The following is a 17665-nucleotide window of genomic DNA, read 5'->3' as shown; positions in this document are numbered from 1 at the left end:
TTTAATTAAAACAGTACCGAGTCCCTGTTTTTTCAAAAAACCGGGACTTTTGAAATTTGATTTACATCGCCACACTTTTAGCCAACATCGCCCGAAGAACTTCAGGGTCGGGATAGGTTGGTAATTGATAATTTGTGCGTTGAATTTCGGTCTGATAATCCCCATTGGGAAAAAGCGTTAAAATCCGAAACCCAGGCGTCGCAACCTCATCAAGCGTCAATTCCGCTTCTTGGGGTTTAAACTGTACACAAGTCGAAGGACAACCCAAATAAACAACCCCGTTCCGAGTCGTTTCAAACTGTTGATGAATATGCCCAAACATGACTATTTTAACCTGAGAATAGCGATCAATTACCGCAAAAAAATCCTCAGCATTCCGCAATCTAATTTCATCCATCCACCGCGATCCAATGTCTAAAGGCGGATGATGCAAAGCAATTAACGTCGGTTGTTCGGGATGTTGTTTTAACTGATACTCTAAATGATTTAAAGACTCAGAGGTTAACTCACCATAAACTTTTCGGTGACATTGACTATTGAGTAAAATCAACTTCCAATTTACCATGATCAAATCTTTCTCTGCCGATATCGGGGTTTGACAAAGAACAGATTCCGCCAGCGAGACATCATCGTGATTTCCCGGTATCCAATAGGTTGGAATATTAAAAGGTGTCATTAACCCTCGCAAATATTCATAAGATTCGGCAGTTTCATCTTGGGATAAATCCCCCGTAATCAGAAAAACATCCGGATTAATTTTAAGCTGACGAATGCTATTCAATACCGCAGCCAAAGACTCCGCAGTGGTTAAACCCATCAGTTTTTCATCGGGATTCGCAAACAGATGATTATCGGAAATTTGAACAACTTTTAACGGCAGAGTTGGAGACATCATTAACCTCGACCATAACTTTTTCTCTCGAAACACATTTGTGTTAAACTTGAGTGTATCAAATTGTTCGGAGGGTTGGAGAGGTACACAGATTTTTTTTAAATTTTATTGGGTCGCAATCGCACCCCGATCTGTGGTTTAGCTGATTTTATCACTCTGCAAAGGTTTAATTTATATCTCGGATTATAGAATTCATAACCGGATGAATATTGAAGTTGAAAATAAAAATTCAATGATTTTCTCAAACTGCGGCTATACTCGATATGGAGAGCAGCAGGAGTCTATATGTCCTACGATCGCGAAAAACAAGTTGCAATTCAAGCCACGTTATCGGCCGCCAAATTGTGTGAACAAGTCCGAAAGGATATTCCCCCCGCAATGGAAAAAGGGGATAAAAGCCCCGTCACCGTAGCGGATTTGGGTTCGCAGGCGATTATTTGTAAAGCCATTAGCGAGGTCTTTTCTCACGATCCCATTGTCGGGGAAGAAGACGCGACGGAATTACGCAAGCCGGAAATGGCGGATAACTTGACAAAAGTCACCGAATATGTTAAAGGTGAGATTGCAGACGCGACATCCGAACAGGTGATCAATTGGATCGATCGGGGAAATGGTCAAGTGGGCCAGCGTTTTTGGACGTTAGATCCCATTGATGGGACGAAAGGCTTTTTGCGACAAGATCAATATGCGATCGCCTTGGCCTTAATTGAAGATGGGGAAGTGAAAGTCGGGGTGATGGCTTGTCCGGCTTATCCCGTCCCGAATCATCCCCCCGGAATGCTGTTTATGGCGGTTCGGGGTGAAGGGGCGATGATGATGCCCTTTGCGACGGCCGAAGAAACTCCGATTCGGGTCGTTAAAGCCGATGATACCGCAAATATGCGCTTTGTCGAAAGCGTGGAATCTTCTCACGGCGATCAGGATCGACAAAACGCGATCGCCCAAGCGGTGGGAATTAAAGCTGATTCAGTGCGGATGGACTCTCAAGCCAAATACGGGGCGGTGGCCTCAGGACAGGCGGCGCTTTATTTGCGGCTACCCTCTCCCAAGTCTCCCAACTACCGCGAGAATATTTGGGATCATGCCGCAGGTGCGATCGTGGTCGAAGAAGCGGGGGGGCGCGTTACGGATATGTATGGTAAACCGTTAGATTTTGCCTCCGGGCCGAAGATGTTAGATAATCAGGGTGTAATTGTTAGCAATGGCATTATTCACGATACGGTATTAGCCGCCTTGAAATAGTCGGAATTATTCTCAAGTTTTCATGGAGAATTCATAACATTTTCGCTTGACAATTTGACCATTTTAACTGGGGGGAGTAAAGGGTACTTTCCCCCTTTTTTTTGAGTCATATCATCTTCAACTAATCAATAACCCCAAGCGTAGGGGCGGGTTCTACGAGATTTTTGCTACCACTCCGAGATTGAGTTAAACCCGCCCCACCCCCAAACAGAATTAATCAACCGGACATAATATCGAACCGTCTAGAATTTCACAGGCATCGAGTCAACAAAAATTTAAGATTTGATCTTTCTGGATTTATGCTATAGTCTTATTTTGGTAATGGTCTGTTTAAGCTATTCAAAAAAAACAGACCCCTGTTATAAAATAAGGAGGGTGAATCCATGAAAATTAGTGCAAGAAATTCTCTAAAAGGCACCGTTAAAGCAGTACACGAAGGCGCTGTTAATACAGAGGTCGTTCTGGAAGTTGCTCCCGGCGTTGAAGTGGTTTCTATCATTACTAAAGAATCTGCGGCAAGTTTAGGTATCTCTGAAGGCAAAGAAGCCTATGCAGTCATCAAAGCGAGCAATGTGATCTTAGCAGTTGACTAGCCGTTAGATCGCGATCAAATTGTAGGTTGGGTTAAGTGGAACTTGCAGCCAATTTATGATGGTTTTTGTTGGGTTTTCTCAACTCAACCTACAAATTAATATCAATTCTCCGGTTTCCTGTTGGGTTTTCTCAACCCATCCTACAAATTAACATCAATCCTAATTTTAAGGAACTTGAGTTAACGCTTCTCGCACCACCTCAACACCCGCACCCGCCAAACAACCGTTTTCACTTAGATAACGTTTCCAAGCTTTGGTTCCCGGTTGTCCGGTAAACAGTTGTAAGACATGGCGCATCATACTATTTAATTTCACACCCCGACTCAGCCAATATTCCAAATAAGGAAACATCGCTTCGACAACTTGATGACGGGTTAAAGGGGTTGTTTCTTCCCCATAAAATTCGCGATCGGCTGTTGCAAATAAATAAGGATTATCATAAGCTGCGCGTCCGATCATGACCGCATCCACAGATTTTAACTGTTCGTGAACCTGAGAAAAATTCGTCAACCCCCCATTAATTTCAATCAACAAATGGGGAAATTCTTGCTTCAACCGATGCACATCTTCGTAGCGTAGCGGGGGAATATTTCGGTTGTCTTTTGGGCTTAAACCCTGCAACCAAGCTTTCCGCGCATGAACCGTAAATTGTTGACAACCCGATCCGGAAACAATCTCTACAAAATTCGCCATATCTTCATAGCGATCGCGATCGTCTATTCCGATGCGATGTTTAACTGTTACCGGAATTTTTACCCGGTTTTGCATCTTAGAAACCGCTTCGGCGACCCGCTCCGGTTGCGCCATCAAACAAGCGCCAAAATTGCCATTTTGTACCCGTGAACTCGGACATCCGACATTCAAATTCACCTGATCATAACCCATATCTTCGGCAATTTCCGCACAAATTGCTAATTCCTCCGGTTGATCTCCTCCGATTTGTAAAACCAGGGGTTTTTCTTCGGGGGAAAAGCCTAAAAGTTTTGAGCGATCGCCGTGTATAATTGCCGCAGAAGTCACCATTTCGGTGTACAATAAAGTCCGTCGGGTGATTTGGCGCATGAAATACCGAAAATGGCGATCGGTGCGATCCATCATCGGCGCAACACTCAACGGATAAACTTGATTTTTTAGAGAAATTGGCGTTAACAATTGGGAAGTTGAACTCATCGGATCAATATCAAAAGACAGCAGAAAAGTTAGTTTTGATTTCCGCAGATTTGGGCGAAAAAACCCGGTTTATTCTGAGTGTACAACGGTCCGGTTAAATTGATGTACAGAAACCGGGTTTATGGGTCAGTCCTGTTGCTGCGATTGGTTCAATTTTAGGCGATAATAGACTTAGTATGATTTTTGTCGTTTAGTGAAAAGAGTTCCATGATGTTGCAACCCGGTACACTCTGGAAACGGACTCAGGAACAAACCCAATTTGCACTCGAATGCGGTGCGCTTCAGTCTATCCCCACCGAATATCAGTTTATCGAACAGGATGGCATTTTGTTCTTTGTACGGATTGTTTCCAATTTAGCACGAAAAGAGAAAGCCAAACAACAACAAAACCAAAAATCTGAAACCTCAGGAAAACCCTTTAATCCGTTTCTTCCCTACGAAAAAGATTTATTTGTCGCTGATTTATCGCCAACCCATTTATGTTTGCTGAATAAATATAATGTTGTCGATCATCATTTATTAATTGTAACGCGGGAATTTGAACACCAGGAAAATTTATTAACCCTGCAAGATTTTGAAGCCTTGTGGATGGGTTTGGCCGAAATTGATGGATTTGTTTTTTACAATGCCGGTGCCGACGCCGGCGCCAGTCAACGACACAAACATCTCCAACTGGTTCAGCTTCCCCTGGTTCCCAACGGTGTCAAAGTTCCCATCGAACCCGCGATTAATTCCGCGCAATTTTTGGGCGCTATTGGTAACTGTCCCCAACTGCCTTTTATTCATGCTTTAATTCGCCTCGATCCGCTTTTAGTTCGTTCTCCCCAAGATGCCGCAGCCACGACTTTAGAGTATTATTATAATCTGTTAGCGAAAGTGGGGATACACGGAGAAAATGGCATGGTGGGCAAACAATCGGCCGCTTATAATTTGATGATCACCCGAGAATGGATGCTATTAATTCCGCGAGTTCAAGAAAGTTTTGAAGGAATTTTAGTGAATTCTTTGGGATGTTGTGGGGCGATGTTGGTGAAAACAGAAGAACAACTGCAACACCTCAAAGAGATTACTCCGTTTACCGTTTTACGCAATGTTTGTATCCCGAAATAAACCGTTCAAAAACCCACTACAAAAACCCGGTTTTTCAAAAAAACCGGGTTTTTCTGCAAGATGTTTGTGAAGTTTTACGCAATGTTTGTATTTTTAAATAAACTTCAAAAACCCTGTTTCTCGAAGAAACCGGGTTTTTCTGCAAGATGTTGGTGAAGTTTTACGCAGTGTTTTTATCCCGAAATAAACCGTTCAAAAGCCGGGTTTTTCTGCAACTAAATAATTCCTAAAACCGATTTAGTCAAAGATTGAACAGACTGTCCGGCTTCAGTTAAAATGTGATAGAACGGTTGTTGAGAAGAAATAAACACACGCGCACAATTTCGACCCGGCATTCCCGAGATAGAACCGCCCGGATGAGTTCCCGCACCGCTAAGATATAATCCTTTAATGGGGGTGCGATAATTGGCTAATTCGGGTAAAGGACGGAAGAAAACCATCTGTTCCAAGGTCATATCAATATGATAGTAATTCCCCTTGTAAGCGCCCAAACGTTCCCCAAGTTCAGCCGGACTTTCCACCCGTCGGGCGATAATTGAACGCTTGAGATTCGGACAATAATCGGCTAATTTATCTAAAACCCGATCCGCAACTTTATTTTTCAAATCGTCAGTCCATCCCGTTCCATTTAAACCCGTTCCTTCCGCCCCTTCTACTTGATAAGGCGCGAAAAATTCGATCCAAAGCGTATGTTTTCCCGACGGCGCCATCGTCGGATCAAGCATCGTTGGAACAACCGCATACATCGACGGATCGGAATCAGGAATTCTACCAATAGAACAGTCGTGATGGGCAATTTCAACCTGTTTAAAAGAATCCGCAACCAATACCGAACCGATTAAATATTCATCCCGATGATTGTGATGTTCAAAGCGGGGAGCTTCCGATAAAGCACAATCAATTTTGAGAATGGTTTCGTTATTATTAATGATACGACGTTCTAAGCGTTGGCGCAAGTTTGGATCGGCAGCATCCACATCCGCTTCATCCATACATTGCAGAAACAAACGTTTGGCATCAATATTAGAAATAACCCCTTTTGTGGCGCGATATTCAGTACCATTTTGCACCTGAACACCGACCGCACGGCCATTATCAACCAACACCTTTTTAACAGATTGTTCCGTTAAAATTTTACCCCCTTTCGCTTGAACTAAATTCACCAAAGCTTGCACTAAAGCACCCGTTCCGCCTTTGGGTCTAGCCATACCCGGATCGTGTCGCATCGTCATCATCATCGCACCGACAGCCAGATTTTTTTGAGACGGAGGAGCGCCCAATTCTGAAGCCAAACGCGCCAGAGGTGCTTTCACAAATTCCGAGTCAAACCACTCATTTAAAACATCCTCAGCGCTGCTTAACATCGTGCGAACAAAGTCCAAGCTTTTCTCAACTGAATTAATGATCGACCATAAGTCTTTAAACTTGTGACCGTCGTAATTTCGGGCAATATCAATAATAGATTTTGGCGGCGCGTTAAACATCGGAACTGCTGCGCTAATAAACCGGTGCCAAAAATCTACAAAATTTCGATAGCGTTCCGCATCTTGTGGAGAATAACGGGCAATTTCTGCACAGGTTTGTTCAACAGATTTGTGAGCATAAAAATATTTACCATCCGGGTGAGGACAAAAGACAATCGGATCGCAAAATAGATATTCTAAACCATATTTATGCAGTTCAAGTTCTTGAATAACCGGACTCAGATGAATAAATTCATGGTCGATCGCACAGAGGTTAAATTTAAACCCGGGCGCTTCTTTCGGTAACACCTCCTCCGTCGTCGCCGCACCGCCCGGAACCGAGCGTTTTTCTAACAGCAGAACACTATATCCCGCTTTTAATAAATAAGCCGCACAGGTTAAACCATTGTGACCGGCACCGATAATAATTACATCGTAAGTTTCCATGTTTATTTCATTAATTAAGGTGAATTAGAAGGTAAGAGAGGGTAGCAGAAAATAATCTTTCAAGCATCTTTCGATCTGGCGATCATCTCTGCTCAAGACATTCTATCAGCGGACAAATCTCATCCGACTATAATGATCTCTTGCATTGTAAGCAATCAATGGGTCGGCTGAGATCTATATTTAGATAGACTGCATTCAGTCCGCTCGGATCGGACAACCAATGACGAACTTTATTAACAGTAGCACGATCAACGCGAGCTACTCCAATACTCTCCCGGTCGGTCATCTTGTGAAAACCATCAACGAGATCCCATTCAACTGAGTTGACAGCTTATTCATTGATTGGTAAAGTTTAATTCTAAAAGCTGAAATCCTTTTCTTAGTATAACTACTCCTTATGTCAGTTCCAATTACAACTTTATTTATTGGTATTCACGGATTGATTGCTTTTGTACTTTCCTACCAAGTTGTGATGGAGCGAACTCGCACCCGAATTTGGCATGGAGCCTCAAAATCCGAAGTCAAAACTCAACCCAACTACCTCGAAAATCCTAACGCCTGGGCTGCATTAATTGAAAAATCTACCCAAAAACTAATCGCGACAAAAGAGGCAGATGACGGCATTTTACAACGCCAAATTCGCGCTCACGGAAACTTTATCGAATATGTTCCTTTGGCACTATTATTTATCTTGGCATTGGAGTTAATGGCCGCCCCCAGTGCTTTACTTTGGGTGTTGGGTGCTGCACTAACCATTGGACGAATTGCCCATGCTTGGGGAGTCACAGCAACTTACGGCCCTTCTGTCGGTCGTGGGATTGGTTTTTTCCTGACTTGGTTTGTTTACCTTTTGGGTGCGGGCGCTTGCGTATATTATGGCGTTATCGGGAGTTTTTTCACCGTTTAAAATGCCGGGGTTTAACTTCATCAAAACTCAACGAAATAGCAAGAAACCCAGTTTCTAACACTGAATTTTTTTTGTAAAAAGAAATTTACTAGGATTTTTTAATAAAAAAAATAACCCCCGCACTATTAGTATCGAGTTCATAGTGCAGGGGTTAAGTAGACTAAGTTGGTGGCAACAATTTAACCTTGAATTTGTACCCGACCTCTGACCACAGAGCGTAACAGTCTATCAATAGAGCGACGTTCGTCTTCGCTCAAAGACTCATCAAGCATCGCCGCCATTAACCCGTAACGGTCAGTTTGGGTGAGGCTTCGGCTGTCAGCGACAGAGGCGATAATTTCGTTGATGGCTCCGGGAAGTAAGTTAACTTGAGGCATGGGGTAAATGTTGAACTCGATGTTTTTATAATCCCCTGTTTTCAAATTTCGCGAAGTGACTCGTCTTGTCAGTGTTCGGTGAGAATATGGAAAAAATCGAGTGAACTCAACAGGTAAACAGTAGTGATGGAAGTCACTTTCGGTAGACAATAGGGAAGATGGAACAACTCAGAAGTCGTCAGGTCAGAAGTCAGAAGTTTAGAATTGCCTCTTGCCTTTTGCCTAAGATCGCGAACTTTGCTCTCGACTATTGGGCGCCCGCCGCCCGCGAACCCGCGCTCTTGCAAGATTGCCTCTTGCAAGATTGCCTGTTGCCTTTCCCTTAACCGAGGTTCGTTGACACTCCCCAGCCTAAAGGCGTGGGGATTCTTCGTTCACGGGGAAATGCCTTGTAAAAGCAGTGCCTTTACTTGGTCTTACTCTCCCTCCCGAAGCAGTAGCGGTATGCCCTACCGTCAAAATTCGTAAACCTTCATCTCGAATATTCTTGGCGGCGTTAATGTCTCTATCGTGGTTTTCTCTACATTTAGGACATTGCCAGCTACGAATATCTAAACTCAGACTATCTACACGATTTAAGCAGTTATTACAGGTCTTTGAACTCGGGAAAAATCTATCAACTTCAATATAGGTTTTCCCAAACCATTCGGACTTATATTTCAACATTGTACAGAATTGACCCCAACCAGTATCACTAATTGATTTGGCTAGTTTGTGATTCTGCACCATGTTTCTAACTGCTAGATTTTCTACTATTATGACTTGGTTTTCGTCAACTAATTTACGACTTAGCTTGTGTAGAAAATCTTCTCGGCATCGAACAATCTTAGCGTGAATCTTGGCAACTTTTACTCTAGCTTTATTACGGTTGTTAGAACCTTTTAGCTTACGGCTTAATTGTTTTTGTTTTCTTGCCAATCTTTTTTCATGTTTTCTGTAAAACTTTGGATTGCCATGTTTAGTGCCATCCGATGTGATAGCAAAATGGGTTAGTCCCACATCTATCCCTATAGCTTTTCCTTCTGCTGATTTTCGTGGTAAATCTTTACCGTCATCATAAAGGACCGAAGCAAAATATTCACCTGATGGATTAACTGAAACCGTAACCGACTTTAAGCTTCCTTCTGGTTGGCGTGAGACTTTGCAGTGTACCTTACCAATTTTAGGTAATACCAAAACATCATCTTTCAGTTTACAACCTTGAGGGAATCTAATTGACTGTCTATTTTGTTTTTTCTTGAAGTTAGGATATTTAGCCCGACCTTCAAAGAAATTAAGAAAAGCACTGGAAAGATTCAGGGCGGCTTGTTGTAACACTTGTGATGGTGCTTCGGTTAGCCATTCATACTCTTTTTTGAGAGAAGGTAGAAGCTTAATTATCTCGTTTCTACTTAACCCTTTTCCAGTTTGCTTATAGGTTTCAGATGTTAAGTTCAGGGCGTAATTGTAAAACCATCTTGCACAGCCAAACGACTTAGCGAGCAAAACTGATTGCTCGCTGGTCGGATAGACTCTATACTTGAATGCTTTTAACAGTTTTGCTTACCAAACTATATTAACTATGGTAAATCATCTGGGCAACAATGTCAAGCCGTCCTCCGCTACGCTAAAGGACGGGGTTTTAGACCCAATTTTTTGATAACAGCGCCGTCCAGTTTATCCCGTTGTCGGGTTTAACGCCCTTGTTGACCAGTTCAAAAATTTGATTTTCCGTTTCGGGAATACTCAGACACTCCACACAAGCCGACGCCACATCAACCCGACTCGTTTGACCGGTCAGTTTATCCCCAACCCCCACCTCAACGCCTAACCTTCCCCCCGTCGTCGCTTTCATCAACGTGTTCAGGTCATAGGAGGTATAAGGACCGTCAGTGAGGCGTCCGGGTCGAATAATAGTGTAAGGGAGTCCTGATGTGATTATCGCTTCTTCGCCTTTGTGTTTGGCATCCAACACCCCAAAACTATTGAGGACACTGTAGGGAAACTGTTCTTTTCGCAGGACGCCGCAGGAAGACACGAACACAAACCGTTTCAGGGTTTTCGGTGCCGCCGAGACCAAGTTACTCACCCCTTCGGCGTCTACTTCTTCCGGACTGTTGTTGGCATTCTTGCGGCGATGCTCACTATCAAAATAGATTTTTAGCCATTCTAACCAACTTTGCTGTCCGGTTGACTGTTGCAGGGTGTCAAAATCCCATTTATTTGAGGGAAAAGCCGTCGTTCCCGTACAACAAATTATATCAGAGATATCCTCTACCGCCGGAGGTAAACTATCAGGATTACGAATATCTCCGACAGCCACCTCAACTTGATTTTTAAACATTTTCTCCGCTTTTTCGGCGCTGCGACTTAAAACCCGAACCTTATAGCCTTTTTCTAACAGTTTAGCCACAGTAAGCTGACCGACGCCACCCGTCGCACCCGCAACTAATACTCGGTCTGTTGATGAGTTTGTTGAAGTCATAATCGTTTGTCTCTGTGCAAATCTTCTCTTTTCAAGAAAATAGAACAATTTTGGAAAAATAACAATCAATAGAGAGAGGGTTGAAATTATCTTCCCAATTCAATCATCTCAAGTATAAATAGAAACTCTTTTAATCTGTCTACAGATATCTTTCTTGTTGTAGATGTACAAACCTTTCTATTTTAGCACAATAATAAGTACATTGTTTATCAACCGACTTGTCAGCAAGGAGAACCCATATGTTTAACCTCAAAAATTTACTCAACTCTAAAATTGTTGCTTTCGCTGCGGTTGCTGGTTTTACCCCATTAATTGCTCAGTCTGCTTTGGCAGAATTTAACAATAATAGATCCAATTCTAACCCATTTAACAATAGAATATTAATTTCTCAAGACGCGGTAACAACTCCCGGAAATGTTCCTACAACAACTCCCGGAAATGTTCCTACAACAACTCCCGGAAATATTCCCACCACAAATACCGGAGACATTCAAAATCCTGTCAACCCGGGTGGGGTACAAGTTCCCTCAAATCCGAATGGTGTCCGAAGAAATTATCCCGGTGCTACTCCCATAAATCCATCACCTACAAATAATATTGATACTAGAGATTATAATTCACCGGGCGATCAACTTGAGAATAATAGAGGCATTTATTCTCCCGGTAATCAGCTTGATGAGGATGCAACAATAAATTCACCGGGGGATCAATTTGATAATAACGATGGATTTACTAATTCACCGGGCGATCAGATTGAAAACGATGGATTTAGAAATACTCCCGGAAATCAAATTAATAATGATGGATTTAGAAATACTCCCGGAAATCAGATTAATAACGATGGATTTAGAAATACTCCCGGAAGTCAGTACAACAATGACTCGGATTATATCGGGGTTCCGGCTCGATAATTGATCGAAACAATTAAATTACACTTGAATTTCAACTCTAATGCAACCCCTATTTAGTCAAAATAGGGGTTTTTTTGATGATCAAATAGACCCGCAAGTTCTACTAACAATCAATGATTTAGGCAATCCCGAATTCTCTATTGCAAGATTGCCTTTTAACTGGTCACTGTTAACTGTTAACTGTTAACTGTTAACTGTTCCCCGTTCCCCGTTCTCTCAAACTGGTGAAATTGTAATCACTTACCCCGAAAAATTTATTCAGAATCTCGATGAACTAAACTCGGAGAAAATGCAGGTAAACAAACAGCGATATATTCCGCCCCCTCCTCACTCGGACTACTATAACGCACCCATTCCCCTTGATTGACAATCACCGCTTGTCCCCCATAAATATCCATCTGGCCCCCTTCAAATTCAACCCGCAACATCCCTTTTAAAACAACGGTAAATTCATCAAACTCCGGACGCTGACCCGGTTCAATCCAACCGCTCGGCGAGTGCATATGAGCAATACTGACGCCTTCCGTTTGAGAATTAACCCGACCGATATATTCATCAATCTGTTTGGGTTTATTTCCCGCCGGTTCAATCCGGGTCGCCTGTTCAATTCGTATCGGCATAGTGATTAACAAAAAAGAGAATTCAGAAAAATTACATCAAGTTTAAAGCCCGAATTTCCAAAAGTAACAATTTTTTGGAGTTTATTAAGATGCTCAATCCATTGCTTTATTTAACCCCTAGATTCATTCTCCGCGTCAAAAACAGCAATTCCCGCCAACACTCCGGTTTCTCAACCCTCCGTCTTCAGGAATTTTAGGCAAATGCTACCCTAAAAATTATAGATAACGCAACGTTTTCACTCATTGAGGAAAAACTTTATGGTAACAGTTGCTCAGTCGCGACCCAGTGAACGGGCCAAGTTTATTCAGAAAACTTATATCCACCTAGCCGGTGCGGTGGGTTCATTCGTTTTGGTTTCAATTCTGTTGTTTCAAACCGGGATAGCCGAAGCGCTGACTAATTTTGTCATGGCGAGTCGGTTTAGCTGGTTCGCGATTTTGGCGGGTTTTTCACTTTTGGGGTGGTTTTCTAGAAGTTTAACCGCAAAAGCTGATTCTGTAGAGACTCAATATGCGGGCTTGGGGGTTTATGTCCTCGCCCAAGCCTTGATTTTTGCTCCCCTGCTTTACATGGCGGCTTATTTTTCCGATGCGACGGTTCTTCCCACTGCGGCGATTTTAACTTTGTTGCTGTTTGCGGGGCTAACTGCGGTGGCTCTGACCACGAAAACCGATTTTACCTTTTTGGGTGGAATTCTCAAAATAGGCGGCTTCGTGGCTCTCGGGTTAATCTTGTGTAGCATCCTTTTCGGCTTTACCCTCGGTCTTCTGTTCTCGGTGGTGATGGTTGTCTTTGCTTCGGCGGCGATTTTGTATGATACCTCGAAAATCATGCGTCACTACTCGACTGAACACTATGTCGCGGCTTCCCTAGAATTGTTTGCTTCTGTGGCTTTGCTATTCTGGTATGTTTTGCGGATTGTTATGTCTGTGTCCAGTCGGCGTTAAAGGTTTTTTCCTTCTTCTTGTCTTCTTCAATTGAATTTAGCACGGGAATTTCACAATCTAGCCCGTGCTTATTTTTTTTGGGGATTTAATCCCTAATATTATTAATCGTTAATCACCCACCGCACGCCAACTCAGTCCTATTACCCTCAATAGGGCCGAGATTCACATCTACACAATCACCGCTTACACTGCACTGAACCCTTCATTTACCTCTGATATTGTTCTTTCTTGACCGGGCTTTCCCTTGATGATCTGCTCAGATAGACTCAATCTGAATTATCATTATAGGATATCGCTCAGATCTTCTAGAGGCAATGTTCATTAGAGTTGAGTTGATTTTTCCAATTCTAGTCGTTTTACTTCCATATGCGGCTTTTAAATCTGATTCAAATGTGAAAATCTTGTGAAATAAATCCCCACTGGGGGGATGTTTCAGCCCTTTTAGGGATTGCCTACGCCCGATTTTTGTCCGCTTATACATAGGTTTCCCGATTCACAGAAAAATTGTATAGACCTATTATCAGGCGTTCTCATATCAGGTGTATTTTTTGTAACTTAAGATGTGAAAAAGTTGTAATCGTTTCATCCGTCGGCAGAAAAAAAATCGGTTAATCATTTTCAAAATTTGCAAAAGTATATATACTAAAAATAGTCATTAACTTTTGGCGGTTGCAAAACCCATAATTTAGCAAGTATAACTCTACGGACAGTAGGAGATTGCATTTATAGCAAACTCCCTATCCTGTCTATTTTCCAAGCGGTAGTATTAGACTTCGGCTTCGGAAAAACTCTTGACGTTAACAGAAAAAAAAATTGATGGTTACAACTTCTCTAACTTCACCCTTTGAGGTTGCGTCCGGCTTTCATGCCCTGTCTGACCCTTTGCGAGTTCGAGTCTTAGAATTGCTGCAACAGCAGGAATACTGTGTCTGTGAACTGTGCGAGCAACTTCATGTTAGCCAGTCCAAGCTGTCGTTTCACCTGAAAGCGTTAAGAGAGGCGTCTCTCGTCCGGGCGCGTCAAGAAGGTCGATGGGTCTACTACAGCGTTAACCTCGGTCAATTTAATATGCTCGAACAATATCTTTCCGACTACCGCCGGCGTACAGCAGGGTTATTGTCGGGTCGTTACTCCGCATTCGAGTGAAACCCACTTTATAAAGTCCCCCCACTCAGTGGGGGGTCTTCCCAAACCGTGACGAAACATCTGACAACACCCAAATTGTCCCGAGTTGACTGACATTCCCTCGGGGAGCGGTGCCGGCAGTTCCCCAGAACAGAATCCCCAAGCCTCCATTTTGGAGGTTAATTACCCCATTGATGTCGCCGTCAAGCGATATATTGGCGATGGGGTAGCTTGTGCATTTGGTCTGAGAATTTCCCCTCGAACCAGACCGAGTATCGGCTCCTCCACTCATCCCAAACAGTGGGAAACTGAATTTTTGGAAACTCTTTTCCGCTTTTTGGCAACTTAGGCAGTATTAATACTTGCTAATCTGTTGTAGAGTCGCTACACTTGACTTTACGATGACAGCATACTTCTCAGTAAAACTTTAGAATAAGTTATAGATGCTTGACAAAGGTAACAAACTTCCCTATTCTTTCTCCCTCGGGAAATCATCCGCTCATACCAATGTATAAGCTTATCCAACTGCCCATAGTAGCCACTGTATATAAATGATGCCTCGGATATTAGTTATCGATGATGATCCGGCGATCGCCGAGCTTGTAGCTATCAACCTAGAAATGGCAGGCTATGAAGTCAGCCAAGCTGAAGATGGCATCAAAGGACAAGCCCTAGCCTTACAGTTGTTACCAGACCTGATCATTCTAGACTTAATGTTGCCCAAAGTAGATGGGTTCACGGTCTGTCAGCGTTTACGACGAGATGAACGCACCGCAGACATTCCCATCGTCATGCTGACCGCATTGGGACAAACTCAAAACAAAGTCGAAGGCTTCAACTCAGGCGCGGATGACTATCTGACCAAACCCTTTGAACTCGAAGAAATGCTCGCCAGAGTTCGCGCTTTACTGCGTCGAACTGATCGCATTCCCCAGGCGGCCAAACACAGCGAAATCCTCAACTATGGGGTTCTCACCCTAGTTCCCGAGCGGTTTGAAGCCATTTGGTTTGACAAAACCGTTAAGCTGACTCACCTCGAATTTGAACTGCTGCACTGTCTGCTTCAGCGTCACGGCCAAACGGTGGCGCCGAGTGAAATTCTCAAAGAGGTCTGGGGTTACGATCCCGATGATGACATCGAAACCATTCGAGTCCACATTCGGCACCTGAGAACCAAAATGGAACCCGATCCCCGCCATCCCCGTTATATCAAAACCGTATATGGGGCCGGTTATTGTTTAGAATTGCCTAGTAACGGTTCGGTTCAAAACGAAGAAGACGAGTCCGAAGCCACTACAGAGAAGTCTGTCACCACCAATGGGGGTTCTAAGGTCAAAAAAAGAGAGTAGAGATAGAAAGGTAGTGAACAGTTGACACCGAATCGCGGGTTTGGCTCGTCACCTGTTCACTGTCTGCGGTTTACTTGAGGAGATCGTGATCGGCCAGTAATTTCTCAACTCGGGCTTCATCGACGCGAGAGATTAATCTATTGGCTTCGTGGTTATCTCGAATGGTTTTAGCCAGGGTAAACGAAGAACCAATCGAAAAAGTTATTCCCATCCCCATAAACCCTTTCACCCAGTTATCTACAGGTAGGTAGATAATTCCGAATGTTGTCGCAGAAACAGCCAGGATAAAAGAAGCCCAAACCTGAATGATCCATGCGGATGTGTCTTTGGTTGGCGAGAGTTTTTGGCTCATTGTTTCAGACTCCAGACCTTGATTGTGGTTTAGGGCAATCATAAGTTCAACGATCGCCATCTCAGCCCAGTTATGGGACAGTTTCACCAACGGTACATGAATGTTTATCCAGTCTGGGCGGAGTCAGTCCCTTCACCCGTTATTAAGCCAACCGCGACTTTTTGTAAACTAAAATCAAGATGTAATGATTTTAGAACTCGGTATCAATGAACGATCAGTCCTCAACCCCCACATCTTCGGCTACTCAACCCTCAACTTTTGCCACCCGTCTGAGAAACCTGTTAATTACCCTAGTGGCTGTTATTTTGAGCGCCGCTATTTTTGTCGGTTTACAAACCGAAGCGACCTCGACCTCCGTTGCTGAATTGGCAGAAGATTCGATTCCGCTTGAGGTAGCTTTGAGCAATGGCAAACCGACCTTACTAGAATTTTATGCCAATTGGTGTACCACTTGTCAAGCGATGGCACCGGAACTTAATGAAATTAAGCATCAATACGAAAATCAGCTTAATTTTGTGATGCTCAATGTTGATAATAGTAAATGGTTGCCTGAGATTTTGAAATATCGGGTTGATGGTATTCCTCACTTTGTTTTTCTCGATGAACAAGCCACCGCGATCGCCGAAAGTATTGGAGAAATTCCCCAGGCGGTGATGACCGCAAATTTAGAGGCTTTAATTGCAGGTAATCCCCTCCCTTACGCCCAAGCAACCGGTCAAATGTCCGCTTTTCAACCTGCGGTTACTCCCCAGAAAAGCAACAGCGATCCTCGCGCTCACGGTTCAACGATTGTCAATTAAATTCATTGAAATTATCGGAAATCCTGTGATTTTCTAAAAAAAGATCAGGGAATTGGAAAAACCAGAAATTCCCTGATACTTCAACACAAAGCTTGGATTGAGTTGTTGATGCCCCTGATAGAACGCCTAGTCTAGTCCAAAGGATCTGCTAATTTTACAAAGCAGTATCTTATTAATTAATTATCCTACAAGATTTTTTGTTTCAAAAATAGTCAGTAATGTAAATTTAAGTTGGGGAGGATGTAAAGCTTCAGTAAAGACAATTTATCCAGATTTGGTCAATGGCTTGTCTCTTACAAAGGTAAACAGCTAAAATCGGAGTTGGAAAAGAATATAAAATTAAGCTTAAAATTAAAGAGAAAATCCGAGCGCAGATTTTCCAATTGAAACAGAGTTCTATTCAAAAGGTTCAAAACCATGAAAGTTGCAACATTTGGAGCGGGCTGCTTTTGGGGCGTAGAAGCCGCATTTCGTCGGGCTAAAGGCGTGACATCGACATCGGTTGGATATATGGGGGGACATTTTCCCAACCCTTCCTACTTAGACGTCTGCGCCCGGATCACCGGTCACGCGGAAGTCGTTCAAGTCGAGTATAATCCCGATTTGGTCTCCTACGAGGAATTGTTAGAAGTCTTTTGGAGTATTCACGACCCGACATCCTACAACCGCCAGGGCGCCGACCGGGGAGAACAGTATCGTTCGGTAATTTTTTATCATACTCCCGAACAGGAACAAATCGCCAGACGATCCAAGCATAAACTTCAGACCTCGGGACGCTACGAAAAAGAGATTACCACCCAAATTCAAGCCGCAGGCGAATATTATCTAGCCGAAGCCTACCATCAACAATACTATGAAAAGCAGGGAATTAGTAAAAGTCGGTAATTACAACAAA

General features: G+C 43.2%; 19 protein-coding genes. 11 read left to right on the top strand and 8 right to left on the bottom strand.

Going from position 1 to position 17665, the window contains the following annotated elements; all coding sequences use genetic code 11:
* Window positions 1-61 precede the first annotated feature (61 nt).
* On the bottom strand, window positions 62-895 hold the full coding sequence (gene cpdA, locus ACL6C3_RS02615; RefSeq protein WP_413165087.1) for a 3',5'-cyclic-AMP phosphodiesterase: 834 nt from the start codon (window positions 893-895) through the stop codon (window positions 62-64).
* A 282-nt stretch (window positions 896-1177) separates the two neighbouring features.
* Here cpdA and ACL6C3_RS02610 point away from each other — a divergent pair, with 282 nt between their 5' ends.
* A complete protein-coding gene (locus ACL6C3_RS02610) occupies window positions 1178-2134 on the top strand; it encodes a 3'(2'),5'-bisphosphate nucleotidase (protein WP_413165086.1) in 957 nt (318 codons plus the stop codon).
* A 383-nt stretch (window positions 2135-2517) separates the two neighbouring features.
* Entirely contained in the window at window positions 2518-2727 is a 210-nt protein-coding gene (locus tag ACL6C3_RS02605; protein ID WP_413165084.1) for a TOBE domain-containing protein, read from the top strand.
* A 165-nt stretch (window positions 2728-2892) separates the two neighbouring features.
* Here the strand turns inward: ACL6C3_RS02605 and dusA are convergent, their stop codons facing one another.
* Window positions 2893-3897, bottom strand: a complete 1005-nt coding sequence (gene dusA, locus ACL6C3_RS02600; protein WP_413165082.1) for a tRNA dihydrouridine(20/20a) synthase DusA — start codon at window positions 3895-3897, stop codon at window positions 2893-2895.
* Window positions 3898-4107: 210 nt separating this feature from the next.
* Between dusA and ACL6C3_RS02595 the strand changes: the two genes are divergently transcribed.
* Entirely contained in the window at window positions 4108-5007 is a 900-nt protein-coding gene (locus tag ACL6C3_RS02595) for an ATP adenylyltransferase family protein (protein ID WP_413168244.1), read from the top strand.
* 215 nt (window positions 5008-5222) lie between these two features.
* Here ACL6C3_RS02595 and crtO read toward each other — a convergent pair whose 3' ends face one another.
* On the bottom strand, window positions 5223-6917 hold the full coding sequence (gene crtO / locus ACL6C3_RS02590; RefSeq protein ID WP_413165081.1) for a beta-carotene ketolase CrtO: 1695 nt from the start codon (window positions 6915-6917) through the stop codon (window positions 5223-5225).
* 397 nt (window positions 6918-7314) lie between these two features.
* Here crtO and ACL6C3_RS02585 point away from each other — a divergent pair, with 397 nt between their 5' ends.
* A complete protein-coding gene (locus tag ACL6C3_RS02585; RefSeq protein WP_413165079.1) occupies window positions 7315-7824 on the top strand; it encodes an MAPEG family protein in 510 nt (169 codons plus the stop codon).
* Between the two features lie 179 nt (window positions 7825-8003).
* Here the strand turns inward: ACL6C3_RS02585 and ACL6C3_RS02580 are convergent, their stop codons facing one another.
* From ACL6C3_RS02580 to ACL6C3_RS02570, 3 genes are all read right to left on the bottom strand, one after another.
* Window positions 8004-8201, bottom strand: a complete 198-nt coding sequence (locus ACL6C3_RS02580) for a hypothetical protein (protein WP_413165078.1) — start codon at window positions 8199-8201, stop codon at window positions 8004-8006.
* A gap of 351 nt (window positions 8202-8552) precedes the next feature.
* A complete protein-coding gene (tnpB, locus tag ACL6C3_RS02575) occupies window positions 8553-9737 on the bottom strand; it encodes an IS200/IS605 family element RNA-guided endonuclease TnpB (protein ID WP_413168243.1) in 1185 nt (394 codons plus the stop codon).
* A gap of 85 nt (window positions 9738-9822) precedes the next feature.
* Complete coding sequence (locus ACL6C3_RS02570) at window positions 9823-10665, bottom strand: SDR family oxidoreductase (protein ID WP_413165077.1); 843 nt, start codon at window positions 10663-10665, stop codon at window positions 9823-9825.
* Window positions 10666-10904: 239 nt separating this feature from the next.
* On the opposite strand from ACL6C3_RS02570, the gene ACL6C3_RS02565 reads away from it, so the two are divergent.
* On the top strand, window positions 10905-11576 hold the full coding sequence (locus ACL6C3_RS02565) for a hypothetical protein (protein ID WP_413165076.1): 672 nt from the start codon (window positions 10905-10907) through the stop codon (window positions 11574-11576).
* A 254-nt stretch (window positions 11577-11830) separates the two neighbouring features.
* Here the strand turns inward: ACL6C3_RS02565 and ACL6C3_RS02560 are convergent, their stop codons facing one another.
* Window positions 11831-12196 (bottom strand): cupin domain-containing protein, encoded by a 366-nt coding sequence (locus ACL6C3_RS02560; RefSeq protein ID WP_413165074.1) that lies wholly within the window; start codon window positions 12194-12196, stop codon window positions 11831-11833.
* Between the two features lie 258 nt (window positions 12197-12454).
* On the opposite strand from ACL6C3_RS02560, the gene ACL6C3_RS02555 reads away from it, so the two are divergent.
* From ACL6C3_RS02555 to ACL6C3_RS02540, 4 genes are all read left to right on the top strand, one after another.
* A complete protein-coding gene (locus ACL6C3_RS02555) occupies window positions 12455-13144 on the top strand; it encodes a Bax inhibitor-1 family protein (protein WP_413165072.1) in 690 nt (229 codons plus the stop codon).
* An 816-nt stretch (window positions 13145-13960) separates the two neighbouring features.
* The gene (locus tag ACL6C3_RS02550; RefSeq protein ID WP_413165071.1) at window positions 13961-14290 is read left to right on the top strand and encodes an ArsR/SmtB family transcription factor; all 330 of its coding nucleotides are present in this window, start codon (window positions 13961-13963) and stop codon (window positions 14288-14290) included.
* An 85-nt stretch (window positions 14291-14375) separates the two neighbouring features.
* Entirely contained in the window at window positions 14376-14618 is a 243-nt protein-coding gene (locus tag ACL6C3_RS02545) for a hypothetical protein (RefSeq protein WP_413165069.1), read from the top strand.
* Window positions 14619-14823: 205 nt separating this feature from the next.
* Entirely contained in the window at window positions 14824-15618 is a 795-nt protein-coding gene (locus ACL6C3_RS02540; RefSeq protein ID WP_413168242.1) for a response regulator transcription factor, read from the top strand.
* Window positions 15619-15688: 70 nt separating this feature from the next.
* Here the strand turns inward: ACL6C3_RS02540 and ACL6C3_RS02535 are convergent, their stop codons facing one another.
* Complete coding sequence (locus tag ACL6C3_RS02535; protein WP_413168241.1) at window positions 15689-15970, bottom strand: YiaA/YiaB family inner membrane protein; 282 nt, start codon at window positions 15968-15970, stop codon at window positions 15689-15691.
* A 206-nt stretch (window positions 15971-16176) separates the two neighbouring features.
* Between ACL6C3_RS02535 and ACL6C3_RS02530 the strand changes: the two genes are divergently transcribed.
* Together ACL6C3_RS02530 and msrA are read left to right on the top strand one after the other, a co-directional pair.
* The gene (locus tag ACL6C3_RS02530; protein WP_413165068.1) at window positions 16177-16770 is read left to right on the top strand and encodes a thioredoxin family protein; all 594 of its coding nucleotides are present in this window, start codon (window positions 16177-16179) and stop codon (window positions 16768-16770) included.
* Between the two features lie 417 nt (window positions 16771-17187).
* Window positions 17188-17655: a peptide-methionine (S)-S-oxide reductase MsrA gene (gene msrA / locus ACL6C3_RS02525; protein ID WP_413165066.1), complete on the top strand. Its 468-nt coding sequence runs from the start codon at window positions 17188-17190 to the stop codon at window positions 17653-17655.
* Window positions 17656-17665 lie beyond the last annotated feature (10 nt).

The organism is Capilliphycus salinus ALCB114379, assembly GCF_047276495.1.
Taxonomy (GTDB): domain Bacteria; phylum Cyanobacteriota; class Cyanobacteriia; order Cyanobacteriales; family Microcoleaceae; genus Capilliphycus; species Capilliphycus salinus.
The sequence above is the reverse complement of the archived record's forward strand: the minus strand, read 5'-3'. Positions and strand labels throughout refer to the sequence as shown.

Coding starts and splice junctions, on each gene's coding strand:
- cpdA (WP_413165087.1), bottom strand. CDS start 895: ATGATGTCTCCAACTCTGCCGTTAAAAGTTGTTCAAATTTCCGATAAT.
- ACL6C3_RS02610 (WP_413165086.1), top strand. CDS start 1,178: ATGTCCTACGATCGCGAAAAACAAGTTGCAATTCAAGCCACGTTATCG.
- ACL6C3_RS02605 (WP_413165084.1), top strand. CDS start 2,518: ATGAAAATTAGTGCAAGAAATTCTCTAAAAGGCACCGTTAAAGCAGTA.
- dusA (WP_413165082.1), bottom strand. CDS start 3,897: ATGAGTTCAACTTCCCAATTGTTAACGCCAATTTCTCTAAAAAATCAA.
- ACL6C3_RS02595 (WP_413168244.1), top strand. CDS start 4,108: ATGTTGCAACCCGGTACACTCTGGAAACGGACTCAGGAACAAACCCAA.
- crtO (WP_413165081.1), bottom strand. CDS start 6,917: ATGGAAACTTACGATGTAATTATTATCGGTGCCGGTCACAATGGTTTA.
- ACL6C3_RS02585 (WP_413165079.1), top strand. CDS start 7,315: ATGTCAGTTCCAATTACAACTTTATTTATTGGTATTCACGGATTGATT.
- ACL6C3_RS02580 (WP_413165078.1), bottom strand. CDS start 8,201: ATGCCTCAAGTTAACTTACTTCCCGGAGCCATCAACGAAATTATCGCC.
- ACL6C3_RS02570 (WP_413165077.1), bottom strand. CDS start 10,665: ATGACTTCAACAAACTCATCAACAGACCGAGTATTAGTTGCGGGTGCG.
- ACL6C3_RS02565 (WP_413165076.1), top strand. CDS start 10,905: ATGTTTAACCTCAAAAATTTACTCAACTCTAAAATTGTTGCTTTCGCT.
- ACL6C3_RS02560 (WP_413165074.1), bottom strand. CDS start 12,196: ATGCCGATACGAATTGAACAGGCGACCCGGATTGAACCGGCGGGAAAT.
- ACL6C3_RS02555 (WP_413165072.1), top strand. CDS start 12,455: ATGGTAACAGTTGCTCAGTCGCGACCCAGTGAACGGGCCAAGTTTATT.
- ACL6C3_RS02550 (WP_413165071.1), top strand. CDS start 13,961: ATGGTTACAACTTCTCTAACTTCACCCTTTGAGGTTGCGTCCGGCTTT.
- ACL6C3_RS02540 (WP_413168242.1), top strand. CDS start 14,824: ATGCCTCGGATATTAGTTATCGATGATGATCCGGCGATCGCCGAGCTT.
- ACL6C3_RS02535 (WP_413168241.1), bottom strand. CDS start 15,970: ATGAGCCAAAAACTCTCGCCAACCAAAGACACATCCGCATGGATCATT.
- ACL6C3_RS02530 (WP_413165068.1), top strand. CDS start 16,177: ATGAACGATCAGTCCTCAACCCCCACATCTTCGGCTACTCAACCCTCA.
- msrA (WP_413165066.1), top strand. CDS start 17,188: ATGAAAGTTGCAACATTTGGAGCGGGCTGCTTTTGGGGCGTAGAAGCC.